The sequence below is a fragment of the Mycoplasma sp. 613B genome, from assembly GCF_054343485.1.
Genome location: NZ_JBTGVH010000007.1, coordinates 20,596 through 42,354, shown reverse-complemented (window position 1 = coordinate 42,354; position 21,759 = coordinate 20,596). Strand labels below are relative to the sequence as shown.

Below are 21,759 nucleotides of genomic sequence, written 5' to 3'. Positions count from 1 at the left end.
ACTATCTATTTTTTTCTATCATTTTTTCAATTTCAATTCAAGATTCATCATTAATGTCACTAGAATAAATAGTATTATTAATAAAAAGTTTGAAATCGTTTTTATGCTGTTTTTCCTTTATAAAAGCAAAATTGTATTTATTTTTTAAACAATATTTTTTTAATTGATTAAACATTGCTTTTGAATCTTCTTCTTTATTGAAATTATCTTTTTCTATTTTTATTAAATAAATGTTTTTGTTTTGAGTTCTAATTATATAATCAATATGTAAAATTTTTTTCTTATGAGATGAATTATAATAAATTATTGAAAAATTAGAATAACCTTTATTTCCTACTCTATAAACATCTTTTATAAAATTTTGATTATTTTCACACCAAATTTCAAAATTCATTTCTGCTCTTGAACGCAGTTTTTCACTATCAATCATAGCTAATGAATAATTTTTATAAACATTTGTTGTTAATATTTTATTTTCTTTTTCATAGTTTATAAATGAATAATATTCTTCTTTAGGAATTTTAAATTCAACTTCTTTAACTTCTAAAAGGGAATTTTGTAATATTTTAGTTTCTTCAAATCTTTTAAATATTTCCAGTAATTTTTCAAAATTATTAATTATAAATGAATAGAATTCTTTATTATTTAAAGATAATATTTTTTTATCTTTTTTGCTTTTTAACCTAAATAATGAAGATTTTTTAAATAACTTATGCAAAATAGTTTCTTTTAAATCTTCATAGGAAAGATTAAGAGGGTTTTTTAATTGATCTATACTTTTCATTAAAATTCTTCCATGATTACTTGTGCTTACATCTACTTCATTAGTATGTTCACTAACATTTTCAAAAGGATTTTCCTGTAAATTATTAATCTTTCCTTGTAGAAAACTTGTAATTATTTTTTCATTTATTATAAAACCATTTTGTTTTAAAATTTCTTTATTTTTTTCAAATTCATTGATTTTAAGGTTATATTTTATTAAGAAATACTCTCTGATTTCTTCTAATAATGTTTTATTTTCATTGTAAGCATAATTTTTGTTTGGAATTTGTTTTAATAATGTAATATCCTTTGCACCTTCTCTTAAAAATAATTTTTCAGCTTCAAATCCACCAACTAAAATCGCTTCATTCTTAAACTTTTCATCATATGTAAATAAATAGGAATAATCTAATATTTCATTATTATAATGATGGACTTCTGGCATTCTTCTAATTCGTCCAAGTGTTTGAATTTCAAATTTTTCACTCATATTATCACGCAATTTAACTAAAATTTTTGCCCTTGGACAGTCTCAACCTGTTGCTATTGCTTGCTTGAATAATAAAAAAGAAACTTCATTATTATTTTTAACTATTTCATCAGGAACTAAATTGATTTTACTAAGTTTTTTTATTTTCTTAGTTCCTTCGGTTTCTAAATCTCTTTCTGAAAATCAAGAAGCTACTTTTCCATTTTCATAATTAAAACCTAAGTTATTTAAAATTTCTTCTACTTGTGAAATTAAATTATCATTTAAATTAGGAAATTGTATTAACACTAATGGATTAATGTCAAGATTTATTTTTTGATATTCTGTAATTATATTTTTTCTTATTTGATTTGAATTTTCAATTAAATATTTTGTTTCAAAAGATATATTATTGCCTTTATTTTTTTCAAGATCTTTATTTATAAAAATTCCTTTTGTTATTAATCCTTCTTCAATAACATCACTTTCACTAATAATTATTTCTTGATAATTATTTGATTTTTTTATAGGCGTTGCTGAAACTCTAATTTCACTTTTTGGAGAAATTGATTCAATAATAAAATTAGCTTTTATTGTGTTATTATTGTGCTCTTCATCTATAATAACTATAAAATTATAGTTTTTCAACTTAGCTTCGTTTATTCTATCAAAAAAATTATTTTTTTCTGTTTGTGCAATAGCAATATTCGTTTTATTTGTAATTTTTTCTCAATTTATAAAATATATTCCTTTATTTTCAAAACCATTTAGTAACACATCATCCAAATCTCCAGAAATCATTGCTGGAAAACTTTTTCTCATTTTATTAAAAGATTGCACTTCCAATTCCCCTTTTCCAGGTGTTAATCAAATGAAAATATAATTATCAGTATTTGAAATAAACTGATTAATATATTCAAATAAAATTATTGTTTTACCTGAACCGGTAGGTGCTTGTAAAATAATTTTATTTATTGCGCTGTCATCGATGGTTGAAAATGTTTTTTCAAATATTTTTTGAGCAGCTTTTACTTGAAATTCTTTTAGTTTCATAATTAATAACCTCTTATCTTTTTAAGTTCTTTAAAGTAATATTTGTAAGGGATTTTGAAAAGCGATATTTCTTTTTTTTCAATTTCTTTTTGTTGTTCTAAGTTTAACTCTACTTCTGTATTTATAAACAATTTTCCTTTATTTTTGATTATTTTTAAAGCAGTTTCTATTTCTTCTTCATTATTTATAAAATAAATTTTTTCATTGTTAATTTCATTTAAATACTCTAGTTCTGCAAGCAATTTAGAACTATTGATTAATATTTCTTCTATTTCAAAATCTTCTTTTTCTGCTTGTGCAAAATTTATAGTTTTAACTTCTAAATACTTTAAATTAAACTCTGAACCATTTGAATATTTTTCGCCATTATCTTTGAATCCTGTTATAACAGTTTTTATTCTTGAAAAAGTTATATTTCTAGATATGTTATTTTCATTATTTGTGCACAAAATAAATTGTCTTTTGCCATTATCCTCTTTATTTAATTCCATTACTGCTTGTGCAGTAGTTCCACTACCGGCAAAAAAATCTAAAACTATTGAATTTTTATTAAAAAATCTTAATATATATTTTATTAAACTAACAGGTTTTGGATTATTAAAGTTTTTATTAATCAATATTTTATTTATTTCTTTTATACCTTCTTTAGTATTTTCAATTACCGATTTCGCTACTTCCATTTCAGAATCTGATAAAAACCTTTTGAAACGTGGTGTTTTAGTTTCATCATCATAAAAATAAATTCGATTATTTTTTAAATGTTCTTCCATAGTTTTTAAGCTATATCTTCATCCTGTTTTTGGATTTTTACATTCTTTTTTTGTAATTGGATGAAGAATTTTATAATTATTTTTTTCGCTAAAAACAGGAGAAGAAGTATTATCTAAAGCAAAAACTTTAAAATTTCAATCTGTCTTTGTTAAATATTCTTTTTCAACTTTATTATAGTTTGAAATTCCTTTTAATTGGGGATTCTCTTTATAAAAAGATTTTAATAGTTGTTCTACTTCCGAAATTTCTAAATTTTCTTCTTTAGCATATTGAAGTAAATTTTGCACTTCTAAAAATCCTGGTTTAGTTATTTTAAAGAAATTTTTTCTTTCTAAAATTTCTCTATTTTTACTATAACACAAAATGTATTCATGATTAGTTGATGTTGTTTTAGAATTGTTTTTTGTTGAATTTTTAATTCAAATAAAATTTTCTATAAAATTAAATTCTCCAAAAATTTGGTCGCATAAAATTTTCAAATGAGCAAACTCATTTTCATCTATGCTAATTAAAATAACTCCATTATCTGCTAATAATTCGCGAGCTAATTTCAATCTCTTATTCATAAAAGATAATCATTTAGAATGCGGGAATTTATCATTTGCATCAACATAATTATCGTTATAAATAAAATCTTTATTTTTAGTGTTATAAGGTGGATCAATATAAATGACTTCGATTTTATTTTTATGAGTTTTCAAAAGTAAATTTAAGGTCAATAAGTTTTCACCTTCTATTAAAAAATTTAATGACTTTTCTTTAGAATTAATTATCTTATTTGCTTTATTTTCCTGCAAAAAAAGAATATTCGACTTTAAAACATTATCTACTTTTTCTTTTTGCTCTTCTCAAATTAAGCCGAATCTTTTTTGACTTACTTCTTTTAATAATAAATTCAGTTGAATTAATCTTTTTTCATCTCTAGTTTCGCTTTTTATTTCTTTTATTAATTCTACAAATTCTTCTTGTTTTGTTTTTGAATAATTACTCATTTTTACTTCCTTTTATTTTCTTTATTATAAATTAAATTTTACTATAAGTATTATTTTATTTATTTTAAAATCTAATAAAATAAAGGAGTATAATTAAAATATAACAATATTATTAAATAGGGAGAAACTATGTTTATACCAACACAAATAATAGATTTAATAAATAAAAATGGACCAGACTTACCGCTAATTTATATTAAAAAAGTTTTAAATGATTATAAATTTTATCAATATAAAGATGAAATAGAATTTTGAGAATGAAATTCTCTAAAAAGAGATTTATCCGATTATTTATCAGATATGATATTAAAAGCAGATTATAACAGAGAAAAAGTTGCTATCTTTTTTTCAACTTCATCTGATAATATAGGTTGATTTTCAGAATCAGTAATACCCGGAGATCCTATATGAGATAAAACTAAAATTTTTTCAGGAATTCTTAGTGGAGTTTTTGAAGGAATAAGTCAAATAATAGAAGCATCTAATTTTATAGATGAAAGAACAAGAGAAAAAGTATATGAAATTTCTTTTTTAATCTCAACTAATGGTGATTTAGACAAAATTAAAAATGATTTAAGTGACTTATTAAATATAATTGATAGTTTGCCTTTCTATCACAGAACAGGACCAAATGGACCAATAATGTATAATAAGATTAAAAATATGATCAATTCAATTAACTCAATAAAAGAAACTGCAATTAAAAGATATATAAACAAAATAAATGGAACAGAAAGAAAATTCATTGAATAATGAAAATCTATTTTGATAAAAAGAATGGTTATTTATTTTATACAGAAATAATTAATGAAAATAACAGTTTTTTAAAAGTTATAGCCAAATTTTTGATTTACCTTTATTTAATTATTTTTACCTTAATTTCTTTTTTTTATATTGATTTTATTTACAATAATTTGTTTTTTGGAATTGTCTATAACTTAATTTTTTTATTCAGTTATTTTAGTGGAATTATTTTATTTTTATTTTTCATTCTTGGTTTTTTAAGATCTTTAAACATTATTATTATCAAATTAATGCTAAAAAGAAATAAAAAATTTAGTAATTTTAAAATATTTCTTTTGACTAAATATTACTTTTTTTTACATTTTAAATTTAAAAATGGGAGACAACTTTTATGAACAAAACAAAATACTTTATAAAAAGAGAAATAGAAAAAATAAGTGCAATTACTTCCTTTAAATATCTTATTATTAAAATCTTATTTTCTTTTCTAATTACAAGTTATTGTATTTTAATATCTTCTGCCTTATCACTAAATTTTTCTTTCATTTATGACAAAATTTCAAAATACTATCAAAACCAAGAAACAATTGAAAAAATTTTATTTTACTTAAAAATTTTATTTATTATTTTTTCCGTTTATTTTTCATTAAAACTAGTTAAGAATATTTCGGAATATTATTTACTATATTATTATAACAACTATTTTGTTATGAATTATTGTATGATATTTTTAATAATTATAAATATTTCTAAACTTAATTTTTTTAAAAGTTTTAAATTGATTCAAATTTATTTTAATTTTCAAAAAATTTCATTTATAATTGAAAAACTAAAAAATAAAAATTTAGTTATTATCAATGATCTAGCAGAATATATACTAACAAATGACTACTCCTTAATTAACAAAATAAGTTTAATATCCACAGTCCCTATTAATGAATTAAAATTAGAACAAAATTTTAATAAAATTCTATATAAAGATAATGAAACAATTCGAGGAATAATAAATAAAGTCAATATTGAAATTATCTTTAATAATGATACTATTAAAGAATTTCAAACAAAAAGTAATGGTTTTATAATTTCAAATAAATATTGAAATCTTTTTGAAAACATTTTTAATTTAATATATAAACAAAAAATTCAAAGTGAAAAAGAATCTTTTAAACTATTAAAAACCATTGATAATTTTATTTTTTCTATTGAATTTGAAAAAGATATTCTAGATGAAACTTTTAACAAACTCAAACTATCTAAAAATTATAAAAATACGGAAAATTTACAGGAAAATAACAAAAAAATGCTTTTAAAAACTTTAAATAATGCTGTATTTATTGAAAATAAATTAATTATTAAACAACTAATTGAAAATTTTTAATTTTGAATATTTAACCTAAAAATCATTTATAAAAAGCAATGAAGTTTTTCTTCATTGCATTTATTCTTTTATTTCTTTTCAGAATCAAGGGAGTGCAAAAGAATTAGGATCTTTAGCATTTGCTCTTGCTATTTGAGCACCAAAAGAACCTGTGTTCTTTAAGCTTAATGGATTTTCGTTATTTCAGTTAATACCAAAATAATTAAAATCTGTTGTATCATAACGGAACCCATCAGATCATGCTCCACCAGAACCAGATGTTCAAAGTGCTATAAAACTATTGTCGTCTGTGAATATTCCAGAACCAGAATTCCCTGTTCCAAAATATAAAGGTGCAAAATTAGGTGTTTGTGTAAATCTAACATTATCTCTACCTATTGTCGGTCTATGATTTACATATCCTGTTTTAGTTCCTCAAACAGGAAAACCTAAATGAGCTGTATCTCTAATTGTAGGAACAAACATTTCACTTTGTTTATAATTTGCATCAAATTTTAAATCAGGAATTTTAAAAAGATTTTCTAAATGTTTCGCAAGTCCCATTCTTCCATCTCTTTTTGTTTGTTTTAAAAGTGCTTTTAAATCAATAATAGTTACTGCTGCATCATATGCGGCTTTAGATGTACCATTTTTACCTATTTGACTTTTATCTCATCCACCAACTCATATAATTTTGGATGGAACTTTACTAAATCCAACATCATTTTCGGTGGCATTATATCTATATCCTGGATTAATATCATTTTTGTATTTATCACTTGCAATTAAGAAAGTTCTATTTATTTTAGGTTGATAAGGAAGGTTATCACCTGTAATTTGACTTAAACTACCTACTTCTCTATCTACGTGTTGATTTGTTAACACATAAAATCTAGCATCATTTGGATCATTATTAACTTTTCCTATAATTGAACCAGAAGCAAAATAATATTTACCTGCAATATCTGCAGCATACTTTACAACTCTTGATTTTACAGTATTCACAAGTTTTCAATCATATCATTCGTGTCTAATTCATTCTTTATCTGGTTTATATCCTTCATGAATTTTATAAATTACATTTTGATTTGGATTATAAACACTGTAATCTGAATCAATATTTTCATCATTATAATGTAAAATTGGTTGTTGCTGTAAATCATAATTTACATGTTCATAATTATATTGATTAGTTTTGTAATCGCTAAAATGTTCCTTTTGATTGCTATTTGTATATTTCATTACTATTTTTGCTGGTGCAAAATTTAAAATAAAAGCTCTTGAAGGAGAAAAGTTAACATCATTTGGTTGTGTATAAGTTGTATCAATAATAATTTTGTATTCAGGATTTTTTAGTTTTAAAGTAAAGGAAATTCCTGTATTTTCGTCATACTGAGCACTTAAAATATATTCCACTGGTGGCACTTGAATTCAAGTTCTTCCTTTTGGAAATTTATAACCACCAACAACACCTTCTTTAATAACTAATTTACCTATTACTAACTCTTCAAAATCAAAATCAAACTTAGGAACTTTAGATTCATTTCTTACTCTATCATCTTTGTCATTATCAACTGATAAAACATTTCCAAATAAAGTTAATTTAAAACTTCTGTTTTTTGCTCCTGATGCAAGAAAAGTTTTTTCAATATACTGTTTTTTTAGTACTCAAGATGCAACGTTGGTTTTAGGATCTAAAGTTCAAATTAAATCTTTTCAAAAAGGTTCTAATTCTCTTTCTCTTTCAACTTCATTTTCTGAATAAAAGACTGTATTTAGTTTGTTATTATCAAATGTAAGTTTATTAGTTCCTTCATTAGTGATAATCTTTTTAAATCCGCTAATTTTGTATCAAACATCACTGTTAATAACTGAATCATCTTTTTTATAAAAGGCAAATCTAACAAATGCGAAATCATCATTTGCATTTTGAATTTCTGAAATTTTAAAGCGATTTTTAGGTAAAGAAAAATTATTATATTCTATTTCATCGCCAGGATAGTTTAAAGTAACAATTCTATTTAATTCATCCAAATTATTTCTATAATAAGTTACATCATGTTCTTTTAATTGCTCTTTATTAACGTTGATATCTGATAAAGTTATTTTGTTTAAAATAACTGCAGGATAAAGTTCCTGTTGATAATCATTTACAACATTATCTAACACATATTCCTGTTCATTAGTAAATCTTTTGGTATTATCTAAAATATTAATAAATCCAATTTTAAATGATAATGATCACTTATTTATTTGTTTTATATCATAAAAATAATAAAAGTATTTAGTTAATAAATCATTTAAGTTTGCAGTACTTTTAACAATTCCACTTTTAGTAATTAATTTAGCATCTAAAGGTACAAATCAGTCATTATCATAACTTTGTCCAACTAAAGCAGAATCATCAGTTGCATTTGCTAATTTGAAAAAGTAATTCATTTTTTCTAGATGATTTTGGAAAAGAAAATCTTTTATATTAAATGCTCTATACAAGGTAACATCTCCTTGTCTAACTGCTTTTCCTTGAACTTTTCTATGTTGAAAATTAGTTTCATTAATTTTATTGATTTCTGTTTTGAAATTTTCTTCTATTTCACTGTAATTTCCTTTAAAATCGGCTGCTGTAAATTGTTTACCATTGATTGGTTTTATTGCTTCATAAGTAAAATGTCTAAAGAAATCAACTGTTTTTATGTATCTTGATTTATTTTCAGGTAAAGGTGCTTTTTGTCCATCTATTTTGTATCAAAAGAAAACATTTGCATCTCCTCCTTTAGCAGTATCTCTAATTTGTTTTATATTATTATAACTTTCAACATTTTCTACATAAATTTCATATCTACCGTATTTTGGTAAAATATAGGAGCTTTCAATTGCTATTTTTGCATCTTTTGAATAGTAGTCTGTGTGAGTTTTTCTTACACCATCTTTAAATTTGAATTCTTCTAATAAATCACCAACTGGTCCACTTAAAAGTTGTAAAATTTTATTTTTATTTACTTCATCATCTTTTTCTATGTTTTCATTTTCAAATTCTATTGCTTTTAAAGAAGTAAGATTAAAAATTTTTATAACTTGTTTATTAAATAAAATATTCACTGTTGCTTGTAATTTATTTGTGTTATTTTCTATACTAAAATTAGGTAATATATCATAACTAAAGAAATTAGAAATACCCTGTTTTTTCTTTATTAAATACTTTTTATATGTTTCATTTTCAAGAAATTCTCTAAATTTAATTTTAGATAATTCAAAATAGTTAATGTCATAAATTTCATCTAAATTAGCAATAGATATATTATTTATAATAGGTGTAATATCTTTGGTAGAAAAATCAATTTCTTTTCTTATTGTTGTGTGCAAATTAGAGTTAGTTTTTGCAACAGCATCTATTGTTACAACAAGAATATTTCTATTATTTTCTTTTAGTTGTAAATCAGAAATTGTGTAATCGATAAAATCTGTATCCAATGCTCCAAAATATAAATTTGCATTTTTTAAATTAATAGAACCAGAATATAAATATTGTTTCAAATCAAACTTTTCTGTATTAGAATTTAATTGAAAATTACTTAAATTTGCAGTGGCTTCTCTATCAAAAATAGTTTGCAATCCATCATTAGTTGCATCAGTTGTGTTTTTTATTTCATTTAATTTTGAAATAAATTGATCTACTTTATCTATTGATTTGGTGAGATCAAAAATATCTACATCTAATAATTCATTATTTTTAATAAATGAATCAAGTTTTATTTTTTCTTTTAAAAAATTAAATTGTTTTTGTCCTGATAGATTGTTATTTAAAATTCCATTTTCAAATTCTAAAATTAGTGTTTTTAAATTTTCTATTTTAGAAAAAAGTTGTTCTAAAGTATTTTTAAAATTATCTATTTCTTGCTTAGTTTTTATTAATTTTACATTTTGAATTAACTCTTTTTTAAAATTATTTTCAATTTTGGAATCATTTAAATATTCGATTAATTTCTCTTTTGAAATATCAAAATCATTTTTTAGAGAATTGATTTTATCTAATAATTTTTCATAATCTTCAAGAGTTTGAATTTCATTATTTCTGTTGATAAAAAATTGTTTTTGATCATCTGTTAAAAAAGCAAATTCTTTTATTTCTTCTGTAAATTTGCTTTTCTTATGATGTAAATATGACTCATTTAAATTTTTTGATTTTATATAATTTTTAAAATTCAATGATAAATAATCAATGTAATTTTGCAATTCATCTATTGTTTTAAAAGACAAGATTTTCTCTTCAGAAAGTCCTTGTTCAACAGTGCTTGAAAAAGTGGATCAATCTTCGATTCTTAAAGATCAATTTTCTTTATAAAAAGAGAAATTATCCAATAGTTCTTTAATATTTTTATCAACTTTTTCTAACTTATTATAGTATTCTTGATAATCAAAATTTTCCTTATTAAATTCAAATTTAAAATTCTTATTGTTAAATCTATAAATGGAAGAATTGTTGAAATTTGTATCATTTATTTTTGTAGCAAAATTAGTAATTTCACTATTTAGTTTTTTATTTTCATCATCAATTATAGGTAAATTTTGAATTATACTTTTTAGTTCATTAGTTTTTTCTTTAAAATTAAAATTTTCAAACTTACTTTTTAAAATTTCTTTAAAGATTTCATCCTTAAAATTAATAATTTTGTTGTTTTTATTAAATAATATTTCTTTTTTGACAGAAAAAAGATGATTTAACTCTTCAAAAGGCATTTGGGCGAATTTATTATACTCATTAACAAAAGATTTAAGTTCATTAATTTGCTCTTCTCTTTTAGTTAAATCTCTTTCTTTTGTATGTAAAAATCAACTATAAAAATTTCTTAATGGTTCATCTATTTTATAATTGGATTGTTTAAGAATAAAAGTTTTTAAATTTAGATTTTGTTCATTATATTTTCTATTATAATCTTTAGCTTCAATATTGTTGTTATTATATAAAATAAGTGATGTTGCAGTTCCTATTATAATACTTGAACCAATAAGAGAAGCGCTTATTCAGAAAATTGCTGCTTTCTTTTTTTTATTATTTTTCATATTTGCCTTATTTTTTAGATAAATTTAATTTATATATTGTTATATTATTGTTTTCATCTATAACTAAAATTTTAAATACAGATTTAATTTTTGTATTGTTTTTAATGTTGACTTCAGATAAAACTTCCTTAATTTGAATTCTTAAATTTTCTTGATTAGGAACTGAAATATTTGATTGTTCTAAATTGGGTAATTCGATATCATAACTAGTTTTAAAAGAATTAAAATTTTCGATAGGTTTATTATTTATTAAAAGAGATTTTAAAAAACTAAAGTTAGAATTTTGAGTTAAAATTTTTAAACTATTTTTTACTCAAAATTGAAAATCTGTAATCCCTATCATTGAATCACCTCCATTTGCTGTTTTAGCTGAATCTCATGAAAATTTAAATCATCTTGTATTAATAGGATCAAAATTAAAAATGGTTTGATTAGACACGTTAGTTCCATAAAGTGGGTTTGCTGGAGTTATATCAAATTGATTTCCTTTGTTTTTGTCTAAATTTGTAACTTCTGTTCAATTTTCCCCATCATTAGAATAAAAAAAATAAAATGTTTCTGGCAATGTGCTTCCTCCCCAACCATTTTTAAATCAATTGATTCTAATTTGAGAAATAGATTTTCTTTCATCTCATTTAAAAACTATTGTTCTGTCTGAAATGGAAGTATGTCTATTGTGGATATCTCTATTATCTCATCTAGACTCTATTCCTTGATCGCTATCAAGAATTTTTCAAAAATCATAATTTGCTTGATTAGAAATTTTTGTTGATTTGTCATAATCAATTTCTTTTCTGGCACTTAATTCATCAATAGCAGGTAAAACACTTCTTACGTATTCATCTCCATCTACTTGAGTTCTTGTATAAATTGTTAATTGAGTAGTTAAAGATGGATAATCCTTAATGTGCCCCTGAATTGTTGTGGAGTAATCAATGAGTATTTTTTCTTCAAAATCAGTGTCTCAAACAACTTCTTTTTCAAAACTAAAATCTGTATTATTTATAATTAAAACAGTTTTTGGCAAATCTTGTTTAGTAATAACTTTTCCTTTATTAAAATAAAGAATTGGTTCTTGAACAATAAAATTAGTTTCTCTACTAACATCATTTACTGTTTCTTTTATTTTAAAAATATCTGAATTTACTTTTGTGTAAATTCCTTCTTTAAAATTTGGATTAGGATTTTTAGGTGGAAATTGTTCTGAATTTATATTGTCATTGTTATTGTTAGAATTACATGAAACAACAATCAAAGATGTTGATAAAGTTGCTAATAATAAAGGAAAAAAGATTTTTTTGTATTTTTTATTCATAAATATTCCTAGTTATTTAAATCTATAAAATTGGTTCGTTCTTGTTCGGAAATTCTTTTCATTTTAAATCTTGAATTTTTAATGTAGTGACTAATTCTTTGGCAGTGATGTGCCATTCTTTCTATTGTTCTGAGTAAAACGCTATAATCAAAGTCTTTTTCTAATTGTTTTCTGCCTTCTTCTGTTTTTAATCTTTCAACATTGGATTTTGCAAATTCTAAAGTTAAAATATTTAAATTATTAGACATTTTGTCGATAAATTCACTACGCTCTTTTGTTTGTTCTTCAAGTTGAGAAGCGGCATTTTTAATTAAAACAAGCACTAAAGAAACAAGTTCTTTAATTTCTGCAACAATTTCTGGTTCTATGTCAAAGAAAAGTTCGTTTTTCGAGTCATAAATTCTATTTAATTCAATAATTACACTTCGACCTAAACCCATAATTTTATCAATAGAACGGGAAGATAAAATTAAAGATAAATGTGTTTTGGCTTCATTTTTAGTTAAATTATTAGAACTTATTTGAACTAAATAATTGTAAATTAAAGTTCTAGTGTTATCAATTACTTCTTCAAGTTCAGAATATCTTCTAAGTAATTTTGTATCACCAGTTTCAATATATTTATTTAACAATTCAATTCCTGCTTCTGAAATTTTAGCTTGTGAAAATAAAGCATTTTTCGCAGCTTTTAAAGCTAAAGAAGCATTTTGTCCTATTAATTCTTCTGGAAGATAAATATCAAATTCGGCTCCAACCCTTTTCTCTTTGATAAGAAAATTTACTAACTTTTCTAAATATTTTATTAATCAGAAAAATATAGAAACTAAAATGAAATTAAAAAGTAAATGTGCAATTGATAATTGAAGAGCTTTTTGATTTGGAACAATTAACTGAATAAAATCTGAATAAAAGGTAAAAGGCGATAAAAATGGTAATAAAATTAAGGAAATTGTGAAGTTAGTGAATCCTCAAATTAATGCTATTTTTTTAGAATTATTATTTTTTGATGTAAATGAAACAATCAATCCTGTTATTGTTGTACCTAAATTAGCACCAAAAACAAGAGCAATTGCGGAAGGCAGTTGTAATAAGGAATTTGATTCATTGAAAACAACTTGATATAAAGTAACTGTTGCGCTTGATGATTGCAATAAACCAGTTAAAACAAAGGAAAATAGAAAAGATAATCAAGGATTAATTCCTGCAATTCTTAAAGTTTCTTTAAAGAAATCTTCCTTTACTATTTGTTTTGCTGCACCTGACATTATTTTTAAAGAAAAGAATACCATTCCTATCGAAACTAAAATTAAAAAGATATTTACAGCTTTTTCTTTTTTTGTTAAAAGGGAACCAAAAACTCCAAGAAACATAAAAAGAACAAAGTATTCAGTAAATTGAAAACTCGATTGAAATGAAACAATCAGTGAAGTAGTAGCAGTACCGATATTTGCTCCTAAAAGAAAAGCAATTGCAACTCTTAATCCGATAAATTTAGCAGCTAATAACCCCATAATTAGAGCAATCGCACCATCCGAAGACTGAATTAAAGTGGTAATAAGTACGCCTACCATAAGTGCGATAAAATTATTTTTGGAAATAACTTTAATTATTTTTTTGAATTTACTGTCTCCAATATTTTTTAATGTAGTTGATAGTTTTTTAGTCGCAAAAATAAACAAAGACAAACTGGCTAATGCAAATATAATTGCTAAAGTAGTTGTTTCAAAAATCATATATTAGGAAATTAATTAAAATTTATTAAATATATTTCCTAGTCCTCCCATTCCATTTTTTGACATTTCTTTCATTCTTTTTGAAAGCATTTCAAATTCAGTTAAAAGTTTGTTATAATCTTGAACACTCTTGCCACAACCTTTTAAAATTCTATTTTTTCTTGATGGCATTTTTAATAGTTTAGGATTCTTCCTTTCTTCCATAGTCATTGAAGAAATGATAATTTCATATAATTTAATTTTTTCATCAACTCCTTCAACTTGAGAAAGATCAATATTTTTAGGTAAACCTGGTATTAATTTTATTAATTTAGAAAATTTTCCCATTTTTTTCATTTGATGTAATGAATTTAGTAAATCATCTAAATTGAAATTACCAGCAAGCATTCTTTTACCTAATTTTTCTGCTTTTTCTTTATCAATAACTTCTTCTGCTTTTTCAATTAAAGATAAAACATCTCCCATTCCTAAAATTCTATCTGCCATTCTATCAGGATGGAATAAATCAAAATTATTAGTTTTTTCACCTGTTCCTATAAAAACAATAGGTAAGTTTAATAATTTTGTTAATGAAAATGCAGCACCACCTCTAGCATCTGAGTCTAATTTAGTTATAATGGAACCTGTTAATTTTAAATAATCATTAAATGTTTGGGCAACATTAATAATATCTTGTCCAGATAAGGCATCTGCAACAAAAAATATTTCATTTGGTTTTGCTATTTCTTTAACATCAACAAGTTCGTTCATTAAATTTTCATCAATAGATAAACGTCCAGCTGTATCTATAACTATAAAATCATAATATTCATCCTTAGCTTTCTGAATTCCGTTTTTTACTATATTTTGAACATTAGTATCATTTTCAAAATAAACATCAACATTCAATTGTTTACCAAGAACTTTTAATTGTTCTATAGCAGCAGGACGATAAATATCTGCAGCAATCATTAGTGGTTTTTTAATCATTTTTTTTCTTAAAAAATAACTAACTAATTTTGCTGTAGAAGTAGTTTTACCAGATCCTTGTAACCCAGTCATCATTATGATTGTTCTTGTTTGATCTAATTTTATTTCTTTTGTTTTTCCACCAAGGATTTTAGTTAATTCATCATTAACAATTTTAATCATTTGTTGTCCTGGATTTAATTTACCAATTATTTCAGAACCAATTGCTTTTTCTTTAACTTCTTTAATAAAATCTTTTACAACAAGCAAGTTAACGTCAGCTTCTAAAAGTGCTAATTTAATTTCTCTTGTAATTTCTAATAAATCTTCTTCTTTTAAAATTGTTTTTGAGCTAGCTTTTTGCATAGCTTTTTGTAATCTTTTCCCTAAAAAATCTAACATATTGCTTAATTATATAATAATTAATACCGTTTTTAGTAATATTGATAAAATATTTTAAAATTTTATTTTTTATTTGTTTTTTTAATCAAAAATTCATATTTTCAAAATTAAATGTTTTCTTTTAAGAATGACAAAATATTCAAAATATCTGTTTTATGTTTTGTTGAGCATAAAGCAAATATTTTTACTACAGTCATGAAAACTGTAACTATTTCTTTATTTAAAATTAGTTTTAATTCTGTTAAATGTTTAGAAGTTTGACCAAGTAATAACATAGAATTGCTAAATAATGAAATAGGAATATTTAAATAAACCATTGGTTGGAAACCGGATGCTATTGTTGTTTTTGAATTGATATTTCAATATTAATTCCATTATCAAAAGAATGTAAAAAAGTAGGTAAAACTATATTTTTTTGACTAAAATTTATTTCTTCAATTAATATTTCTTCGGATTTTTGATATTGAATGTTCTTTTCTTCAAAATAAAAGTTATATTTTTTTATTTTTTCAATTAATTTGTTAATATCGATTGTACTAATCATTTTATTTTCTATTAATTCTTTTAATATTCATGATAATTCAAAAAGATTTTTCTTTTTATTTTTATAATTAACAAATTCAAATTTTTTGTTTTGTTCAGCATCTTTATCATAACTAATTTGTCACTCAAGAAAACAATTATCTTGAAAAAATTCTTTTGTTGTAACAAATGTTTTAGGAAAATCTATTTCACTTTCTTTGATTTTTCAACGAAATTTTCCTTTATTTTTGGAAGAAAAAAATAATTCTAAAATTCCACTATTATTTTTAATTTTCATAATTAAATTATATTACATAATGTGATAAAATAAAGTAATGAAGCAAATTAATCTTGAAAAAAATATACACTTAGTTGAAAAACAAAAAATTCAACTCGGAAGTTATTATAGTCCTAAAAAAATAGTTCAAATAGCTAAAAAATGGGTTATGGATGAAATTAAAAATAATCCATTTGACCACATTTTGGATTTAGGTGTAGGTTATGGTTCTTTCATTAATGACTTTCTAGATTTAGAAAGCAATTTTATTGCAACTGATATTGATGAATTCAGTGTTAATTTTATAAAAGAAAATTTCCCTAATATTTCCATTTATAAAGAAAATTCGCTTATAAAAGTAAATAGAAGAAAATATAAAATAGAAGAGAATGAAAAAATTCTTATAATTGGGAATCCACCATATAATGACACTTTAAGTCAATACCAAAAAAATAAAAAAGGTTCTTTTGAAATGGATGAAAATCTTGTTTCAAATGATTTAGGTTTATCATTTTTAAAAATGTATAATGAACTTAAAGCAGATTTAATTTGTGTAATTCACCCACTTTCTTTTCTTATAAAAAAACAAAATTTTAATAAATTAAAATCTTTTTTTCGAAACTATAAACTTGAAAAATCTATGATTTTTTCAAGCAAAGAATTTGAACAACTAAAAAATAGAAAAACTAATGAATTTCCTTTAATTTTATCTTTATATAAAAGACAAAACAATATCGAAACAAATTATGAAGATATCTTAAAATTCAAATTTAATATTTTTAATCATCAAGATTTTTTTATCTTAAATAATTTCAATACAATTGATTCAAAAATACATAAATATCCTTTTAAAACCGAAGAAAAAGACATTTTATATTTTTATACATTAAGAGACATAAACTCATTAATTAGAAATAAAACCTTTTTAAGTAAAAAAATAAACAATGCAATAGCAGTTTCTATAGAAATTTATATAAATACTGCTGATTAGATTTTTGTAAAAATAATTATTCTAATTTGAAAAATAAATTTTTATACTCTAATCTTAGTCCTTTATATACAGAAATGATTGAAAATGATTCAATAAAAAAAATGTTAGTTTCTTGAAGTTTATTAAATAATCAAACATTTAAAGAATTTGTTCAAAATAATAATTTAGAAGATAAAATTAAAAAATTTTATAATATCAATAGTTTAGAAATTAATTTTAAAAAATTAGATAACATATTTAAATCTACTTTAACTTTGTAAGATTTATTTTCTTTTAATAGACTGTAAATATTAAGAAAAGTCATTAGACTTAACAAAACAAGTCTTCCTTTTATAAAGTTTGATATATTATTAACTATTAATTAATTTGCTATTTAATTTCTTTTCAAAACCAAGGTAATGAGAAATCATTTGGATTTTTAGCATTTGCTCTAATGATTTGAGCACCAAAAGAACCGGTATTTTTTAAATTTAATGGATTTTCATTATTTCAATTAATTCCAAAAAAGTTATATTCATCAGTGTCATATCTAAAAATTTCTGAAGTTCCCCCGCCATTTCCTGATGTTCACAAACCAACTAAACTATTTTTATCAACAAACATCCCGGAACCAGAGTTACCTGAACCAAAATATAAAGGTGAAAAATTTGGTGACTGTGCAAAAATTACACTATTTTTTCTTAAATCAGGGCGGTGATTTATATAACCAGTTTTAGAACCTCAATAAGGGAAACCTAAATGTGCCATATCTGTTATATTTGGTACAAAAATTTCTGCTGTTTTATAGTCAACATCCAATTTAACATTTTCTAATGTTTGTAAATTTTGAAAATGTTTAACAATACCCATTCTACCTTCTCGTTTTGCTTCTTTAACATAATCTCCTCAATCAATAATTGAAACAGCAGCATCATAATTTCCTTTTTGTTTGCTATCTTTAGAAATTTGATTTCTTTCTCCTGTTCCTACCCATAAAATTTTGGTAGGAATTTGACCAAAACCTACTTCATTTCGTGTTGAAGGATAACCAAAACCATCATTTATATCATTTCTATATTTATCACTTTCAATAAAAATATTTCTATGACTTATTGGTGTATATGGCAAGTTTTCTCCTGAAATTTTAGAAAGTTTATCAACTTCTTTTTCAACATGGTGATTAGTTAAAACATAAAATCTATGATCATTAATGTCATCATTAACTTTAGCTATTATTGTTGCAGAACCATTTCAAAGAGTTTGGTTAATATTGGGAACATATTTAATTGCTCTTGATTTTACTGTATTTACAAGTTCTCAATTATGTCACTCACTTCTAATTCACTCTCTATCTGGTTTATATCCTTCATGAATTTTATAAATCACATTTTGATTTGGATTATAAACACTATAATCTGAATCAACATTTTCATCATTATAGTGTAAGATTGGTTGTTGTTGTAAATCGTAATTTACATGTTCATAATTATATTGATTAGTTTTGTAATCACTAAAATGTTCATTTTGCTCACTATTTGTATATTTCATTACAATTTTTGCTGGTGCAAAAATTAAAATAAAAGCTCTTGATGGAGAAAAATTAACATCATTTAGTTGGGTATAAGTTGTATCAATAATAATCTTATATTCAGGGTTTTTTAGTTTTAAAGTAAAGGAAATTCCCGTATTTTCGTCATATTTGGCACTTAAAATATATTCAACTGGAGGCACTTGAATTCAAGTGTTCCCTTTTGGAAATTTATAACCACCAACAACACCTTCTTTGGTAACTAGTTTACCTGTTACTAACTCTTCAAAATCAAAATAAAACTTAGGAACCTTAGTTTCATTTCTTATTCGATCATCTTTATCATTATCAACTGATAAAACATTTCCAAATAAAGTTAATTTAAAACTTCGGTTTTTAATTCCTGATGTAAGAAAAGTTTTTTCAATGTACTGTTTTTTTAGCACTCAAGATGCAACATTGGTTTTAGAATCTAAAGTTCAAATTAAGTCTTTTCAAAAAGGTTCAAGTTCCCTTTCTCTTTCGATTTCATTTTCTGAATAAAAGACTGTATTTAATTTGTTATTATCAAATGTAAGTTTATTAATTCCTTCATTGGTGGAAATCTTTTTAAATCCATTAATTTTATATCAAACATCACTTTTAATAACTGAATCATCTTTTCTATAAAAAGCAAATCTAACAAATGCAAAATCATCATTTGCATTTTGAATTTCTGAAATTTTAAAGCGATTTTTAGGTAAAGAAAAATTATTATATTCTATTTCATCATCAGGATAATTTAAAGTAATAATTCTATTTAATTCATCTAAATTATTTCTATAATAAGTTGCGTCATGTTCTTTTAATTGCTCTTTATTAACATTGATATCTGATAAAGTTATTTTATTTAAAATAACTGCAGGGTAAAGTTCTTGCTGGTAATCATTTACAACATTATCTAACACATATTCTTGTTCATTTGTAAATCTTTTGTTATTATCTAAAATATTAATAAAACCGATTTTAAACGATAATGATCACTTATTTATTTGTTTTATATCATAGAAATAATAAAAATATTTAGATAATAAATCATTTAAACTTGCAGCACTTTTAGTGATTCCGGTTTTAGTAATTAATTTAGCATCTAAAGGAACAAATCAGTCGTTATCATAACTTTGTCCAACTGAAGAAGAATCATCAGTTGCATTTGCTAATTTGAAAAAATAATTAATTTTTTCTAGATGATTTTGGAAAAGAAAATCTTTTATATTAAATGCTCTATATAAGGTAACTTCCCCTTGTTTAATAGCTTTTCCTTGAACTTTTCTATGTTGAAAATTAGTTTCATTAATTTTATTAATTTCAGTTTTGAAATTTTCTTCTATTTCACTGTAATTTCCTTTAAAATCAACTGCTGTAAATTGTTTACCATTGATTGGCTTTATTGCTTCATAAGTAAAATGTCTAAAGAAATCAACTGTTTTTATGTATTGTGATTTATTTTCAGGTAAAGGTGCTTTTTGTCCATCTATTTTGTATCAAAAGAAAACATTTGCATCTCCTCCTTTAGCAGTATCTCTAATTTGTTTTATATTATTATAGCTTTCAACATTTTCTACATAAATTTCATATCTACCGTATTTTGGTAAAATATAGGAACTTTCAATTGCTATTTTTGCATCTTTTGAATAATAGTCTGTGTGAGTTTTTCTTACATCATCTTTAAATTTGAATTCTTCTAATAAATCACCAACTGGTCCACTTAAAAGTTGTAAAATTTTATTTTTATTTACTTCATCATCTTTTTCTATGTTTTCGTTTTCAAATTCTATTGCTTTTAAAGAAGCAAGATTAAAAATTTTTATAACTTGTTTATTAAATAAAATATTTACTGTTGCTTGTAATTTATTTGTGTTATTTTCTAGACTAAAATTAGGTAATATATCATAACTAAAGAAATTAGAAATACCCTGTTTTTTCTTTATTAAATACTTTTTATATGTTTCATTTTCAAGAAATTCTCTAAATTTAATTTTAGATAATTCAAAATAGTTAATGTCATAAATTTCATCTAAATTAGCAATAGATATATTATTTATAATAGGTGTAATATCTTTAGTAGAAAAATCAATTTCTTTTCTTATTGTTGTGTGCAAATTAGAGTTAGTTTTTGCAACAGCATCTATTGTTACAACAAGAATATTTCTATTATTTTCTTTTAGTTGTAAATCAGAAATTGTGTAATCGATAAAATCTGTATCCAATGTTCCAAAATATAAATTAGAATTTTTTAAATTAATAGAACCAGAGTATAAATATTGTTTCAAATCAAACTTTTCTGTATTAGAATTTAATTGAAAATTACTTAAATTTGCAGTGGCTTCTCTATCAAAAATAGTTTGCAATCCATCATTAGTTGCATCAGTTCCGTTTTTTATTTCATTCAATTTTGAAATAAATTGATCTACTTTATCTATTGATTTGGTGAGATCAAAAATATCTACATCTAATAATTCATTATTTTTAATAAATGAATCAAGTTTTATTTTTTCTTTTAAAAAATTAAATTGTTTTTGTCCTGATAAATTGTTATTTAAAATTCCATTTTCAAATTCTAAAATTAGTATTTTTAAATTTTCTATTTTAGAAAAGAGTTCTTCTAAAGTATTTTTAAAATCAAGAATTTCAGTTTTGGATTTTAGAGATTTTACATTATTTATTAATTCAGACTTGCTTTTTTCATTAATAATGGATTGATTTATTTCTGTTATTAAGTTAGATTTAGATAATTGAAAATTTTCCAATTCATTATTGAATTCAATTTCTAAATATTGTTCTTTTATAATTGTATTTACTTCTTTTAATTT

General features: G+C 22.7%; 13 protein-coding genes. 4 read left to right on the top strand and 9 right to left on the bottom strand.

Going from position 1 to position 21,759, the window contains the following annotated elements:
• Position 1: 1 nt before the first annotated feature.
• Together ACXX87_RS01770 and ACXX87_RS01765 are read right to left on the bottom strand one after the other, a co-directional pair.
• Positions 2 to 2,287: a DEAD/DEAH box helicase gene (locus ACXX87_RS01770; protein ID WP_436358414.1), complete on the bottom strand. Its 2,286-nt coding sequence runs from the start codon at positions 2,285 to 2,287 to the stop codon at positions 2 to 4.
• 2 nt (positions 2,288 to 2,289) lie between these two features.
• Positions 2,290 to 4,050, bottom strand: coding sequence for a site-specific DNA-methyltransferase (locus ACXX87_RS01765; RefSeq protein ID WP_436358415.1), 1,761 nt, complete (start codon positions 4,048 to 4,050; stop codon positions 2,290 to 2,292).
• 129 nt (positions 4,051 to 4,179) lie between these two features.
• Between ACXX87_RS01765 and ACXX87_RS01760 the strand changes: the two genes are divergently transcribed.
• On the top strand, positions 4,180 to 4,803 hold the full coding sequence (locus ACXX87_RS01760; protein WP_436358416.1) for a hypothetical protein: 624 nt from the start codon (positions 4,180 to 4,182) through the stop codon (positions 4,801 to 4,803).
• Between the two features lie 382 nt (positions 4,804 to 5,185).
• Positions 5,186 to 6,172: a hypothetical protein gene (locus ACXX87_RS01755; protein WP_436358417.1), complete on the top strand. Its 987-nt coding sequence runs from the start codon at positions 5,186 to 5,188 to the stop codon at positions 6,170 to 6,172.
• A 60-nt stretch (positions 6,173 to 6,232) separates the two neighbouring features.
• Here the strand turns inward: ACXX87_RS01755 and ACXX87_RS01750 are convergent, their stop codons facing one another.
• The 6 genes from ACXX87_RS01750 to ACXX87_RS01725 all read right to left on the bottom strand — a co-directional run bounded on the left by ACXX87_RS01750 (position 6,233) and on the right by ACXX87_RS01725 (position 16,430).
• On the bottom strand, positions 6,233 to 11,212 hold the full coding sequence (locus ACXX87_RS01750; protein ID WP_458573158.1) for an MGA_1079 family surface serine endopeptidase: 4,980 nt from the start codon (positions 11,210 to 11,212) through the stop codon (positions 6,233 to 6,235).
• 7 nt (positions 11,213 to 11,219) lie between these two features.
• The gene (locus tag ACXX87_RS01745) at positions 11,220 to 12,527 is read right to left on the bottom strand and encodes a discoidin domain-containing protein (RefSeq protein ID WP_458573157.1); all 1,308 of its coding nucleotides are present in this window, start codon (positions 12,525 to 12,527) and stop codon (positions 11,220 to 11,222) included.
• Positions 12,528 to 12,535: 8 nt separating this feature from the next.
• On the bottom strand, positions 12,536 to 14,260 hold the full coding sequence (locus tag ACXX87_RS01740) for a Na/Pi cotransporter family protein (RefSeq protein WP_458573156.1): 1,725 nt from the start codon (positions 14,258 to 14,260) through the stop codon (positions 12,536 to 12,538).
• Between the two features lie 15 nt (positions 14,261 to 14,275).
• A complete protein-coding gene (ffh, locus tag ACXX87_RS01735) occupies positions 14,276 to 15,610 on the bottom strand; it encodes a signal recognition particle protein (protein ID WP_458560580.1) in 1,335 nt (444 codons plus the stop codon).
• Positions 15,611 to 15,717: 107 nt separating this feature from the next.
• Positions 15,718 to 15,927 carry a R.Pab1 family restriction endonuclease gene (locus tag ACXX87_RS01730; protein WP_458573155.1) on the bottom strand — a complete coding sequence of 70 codons (210 nt, stop codon included), beginning with the start codon at positions 15,925 to 15,927 and terminating at the stop codon, positions 15,718 to 15,720.
• A 17-nt stretch (positions 15,928 to 15,944) separates the two neighbouring features.
• On the bottom strand, positions 15,945 to 16,430 hold the full coding sequence (locus ACXX87_RS01725; protein ID WP_458573154.1) for a hypothetical protein: 486 nt from the start codon (positions 16,428 to 16,430) through the stop codon (positions 15,945 to 15,947).
• Positions 16,431 to 16,467: 37 nt separating this feature from the next.
• On the opposite strand from ACXX87_RS01725, the gene ACXX87_RS01720 reads away from it, so the two are divergent.
• Together ACXX87_RS01720 and ACXX87_RS01715 are read left to right on the top strand one after the other, a co-directional pair.
• Positions 16,468 to 17,400 carry a hypothetical protein gene (locus ACXX87_RS01720; RefSeq protein ID WP_458573153.1) on the top strand — a complete coding sequence of 311 codons (933 nt, stop codon included), beginning with the start codon at positions 16,468 to 16,470 and terminating at the stop codon, positions 17,398 to 17,400.
• A gap of 26 nt (positions 17,401 to 17,426) precedes the next feature.
• On the top strand, positions 17,427 to 17,660 hold the full coding sequence (locus ACXX87_RS01715; RefSeq protein WP_458573152.1) for a hypothetical protein: 234 nt from the start codon (positions 17,427 to 17,429) through the stop codon (positions 17,658 to 17,660).
• A gap of 109 nt (positions 17,661 to 17,769) precedes the next feature.
• On the opposite strand, the gene ACXX87_RS01710 is transcribed toward ACXX87_RS01715, so the two are convergent.
• A complete protein-coding gene (locus tag ACXX87_RS01710) occupies positions 17,770 to 21,696 on the bottom strand; it encodes an MGA_1079 family surface serine endopeptidase (RefSeq protein ID WP_458573151.1) in 3,927 nt (1,308 codons plus the stop codon).
• Positions 21,697 to 21,759: the final 63 nt, after the last annotated feature.